Raw genomic sequence first — 2736 nt, 5'->3', positions numbered from 1 at the left:
GCATCATGCCGGACCGCCTGGCAGGCCGCACCAACCTGTACCCGCAGATCCGGTACTTCGGATCAGCAGCCTTTGATCCCCACACCGATGGCGGATTCAGTGAGCGCAAGATCGCCAAAGCATCCCAGATCAGGGTCCTGCCCGACGGTGTGGATACCCTGCACGGGGCCCTCGCCGAGCCGCTCGCCGTCGCCATGCACGCCGTCAAGCGGGCGGGATCGCTGGCCGGCAAGGACGTGCTGGTCAACGGCGCCGGACCCATCGGCTCGCTGGTAGTGGCAGCAGCAAAGTTTGCCGGTGCCCGAAGCGTTACCGCCGCCGACATCAACGTCTCCGCACTGCAGATCGCCAAAGCCATGGGCGCTGACCACGTAGTCGACGTGTCCTCCGGCGGCCTTCCGGAGGACATGGAGCTGGTCTTCGAAGCCTCCGGCATCCCCGCGGTACTGGGCGGCGTGCTGCGGGCAACGGCCCGCGGCGGAACGCTGGTCCAGGTCGGGAACCTTCCCGGCGCACCGGCCCCCGCCGCACTGGGGGACCTGGTGACCCGGGAGATCACCTGGATCGGTTCGTACCGGTTCGTGGATGAGATCAGCGACGCCCTCCAGGCCATGGCCAACGGGCTGGACGTCTCCCCGGTCATCACGCATAAGTACGGGATCGACGAGGCAGCCGAAGCCATGCGGGTTTTCGGCGACCCGGCGTCCGGCAGCAGCAAAGTCATGCTCCGGCTCTCCTAGCCCCACCCACCATTTCCAGACCATCACCACCTGAAGGACCATCCAGTGAAGATCACCGACGCACGGGTAGTGGTTTCGTCGCCCGGACGGAACTACGTCACGCTCGTTATTGAAACCGAGGACGGCATCACCGGCATCGGCGACGCCACCCTCAACGGCCGCGAGCTGGCCGTGGCGTCCTACCTGTCCGAGCATCTCTGCCCGCTCCTGATCGGCCGCGACGCCCGCCGGATCGAGGACGCCTGGCAGTACTTCTACAAGGGTGCCTACTGGCGCCGCGGCCCGGTGACCATGACAGCGATCGCAGCGATCGACGTCGCGCTCTGGGACATCAAGGGCAAGGCCGCCGGCATGCCCGTGTACGAACTGCTGGGCGGTGCCGCCCGTGAAGGTGTGATGGTCTACGGGCATGCCAGCGGCTCCACCCTGGCGGACCTGAGCGCCGACTTCCAGCACCACCTGGACCTCGGCTACAAGGCCATCCGCGTCCAGGCGGCGGTCCCGGGCCTGGACAAGACCTACGGCATCGCCCCGGTGGACGGGAAGATGTACGAGCCCGCGAGCGGCAACGTCCCGCAGGAGGACACCTGGGAGACGTCGGCGTACCTCGACTTCGCGCCGAAGATGATGGCCCACGTCCGTGAAGAATTCGGGTACGGGGTGCACGTCCTTCACGACGTCCACCACCGCCTGTCGCCGATCGAAGCAGGCCGGCTGGGCGCCTCGCTGGAAGAGTACCGGCCGTTCTGGATCGAGGATCCGACGCCGGCGGAAGACCAGTCCGCGTTCCGCCTGATCCGCCAGCACACCACCACCCCCATCGCGGTGGGCGAGGTATTCAACTCGATCTGGGACTGCCAGCAGCTGATCACCGAACGGCTCATCGACTACATCCGCACGTCGGTTTCACACGCTGGCGGCATCACGCACCTGCGCCGGATCTTCTCCCTCGCCGACCTCTACGGGGTGCGCTCCGGATCGCACGGCGCGGGCGATCTCTCCCCGGCCTCCTTCGCGGCGGCACTGCACGTGGACATGAGCATCCCCAACTTCGGGATCCAGGAATACATGGGCCACAGGGAGCCGGCCAACGAGGTTTTCGCCACCTCTTACACCTTCAATGACGGCTACATGCACCCCGGGGACGCCCCCGGCATCGGCGTAGAGTTCAACGAGGAAGCCGCCGCCCGCTTCCCCTTCGACCCGAAATACCTTCCCATCAACCGGCGGCTCGACGGATCGGTGCATGACTGGTGAACGACGCAACGCGCGAAAGCAACAACCAGCCGTTCGACGTCGTCGTGATGGGCGAGATTCTGGTTGAGGTGGCCACTGACGTCGCCTTCGCCCATGGCGTGCCGGCCCAGCTGGGCATTTCCGGCGATGCCCTGAACGTGGCCGCCGCGGCGGCAGCAGCCGGGGCGCGGGTGGGCCTGCTCTCGGTACTGACCGACGACGACCTCGGCCAGGCGATTGCGGCCCGGATTGCGGAACTCGGCATCTCAACCCGCCTGGTGACGTTCCGTACCGGCCAGCAGGGCGTGTACCTGGTGCACTCCGATCCGGAAGGCCAGCGGGAGTTCTCGTACGCCCGCAGCGGCAGCGTCGGATCCAGCCTCGGCCCCGACGACGTCGACCCGGCAGTGTTCGCGTCCGCCGGCGCCGTGGTGGCCGGCGGGATCGCGTGCGCCATTTCCGAATCGTCCCGCGCCGCGGTCATGAAGGCCGCCGCGGTGTCCAGACGCTTTGTGTTCGATCCCAACTTCCGCCCCCGCCTGACGTCCGTGGAGGACGCGACGGCGGCGCTCCTGCAGCTCGCGCCACGGAGCTATCTGGTGACACCGTCCTTTCCCGGCGAAACCTCAGCCCTGCTGGGCACTTCCACACCGGCGGAGGCGGCTGCAAAGCTCCTCGGCCTCGGCGCCACCAACGTTGCCGTGACCTGTGGGGCAGAAGGGATCCAGCTGGAAGGCGAAGGCCTGGACAGCACCTGGAT

At 67.3% G+C, this 2736-nt stretch carries 3 protein-coding genes; all 3 read left to right on the top strand.

The genetic code is table 11. From position 1 onward, the window contains the following. On the top strand, window positions 1-740 hold a 740-nt coding region (locus DBR22_RS18465; RefSeq protein WP_108600209.1), incomplete at its 5' end, for a zinc-binding dehydrogenase. 45 nt (window positions 741-785) lie between these two features. Beyond that, window positions 786-1997 (top strand): D-mannonate dehydratase ManD, encoded by a 1212-nt coding sequence (gene manD, locus DBR22_RS18460; protein ID WP_108600207.1) that lies wholly within the window; start codon window positions 786-788, stop codon window positions 1995-1997. Window positions 1998-2044: 47 nt separating this feature from the next. Next, a partial coding sequence (locus tag DBR22_RS18455) for a PfkB family carbohydrate kinase (RefSeq protein WP_108600208.1) occupies window positions 2045-2736 on the top strand: 692 nt, incomplete at its 3' end.

This window comes from Arthrobacter sp. HMWF013 (assembly GCF_003061105.1).
Taxonomy (GTDB): Bacteria; Actinomycetota; Actinomycetes; order Actinomycetales; family Micrococcaceae; genus Arthrobacter.
The sequence above is the reverse complement of the archived record's forward strand: the minus strand, read 5'-3'. Positions and strand labels throughout refer to the sequence as shown.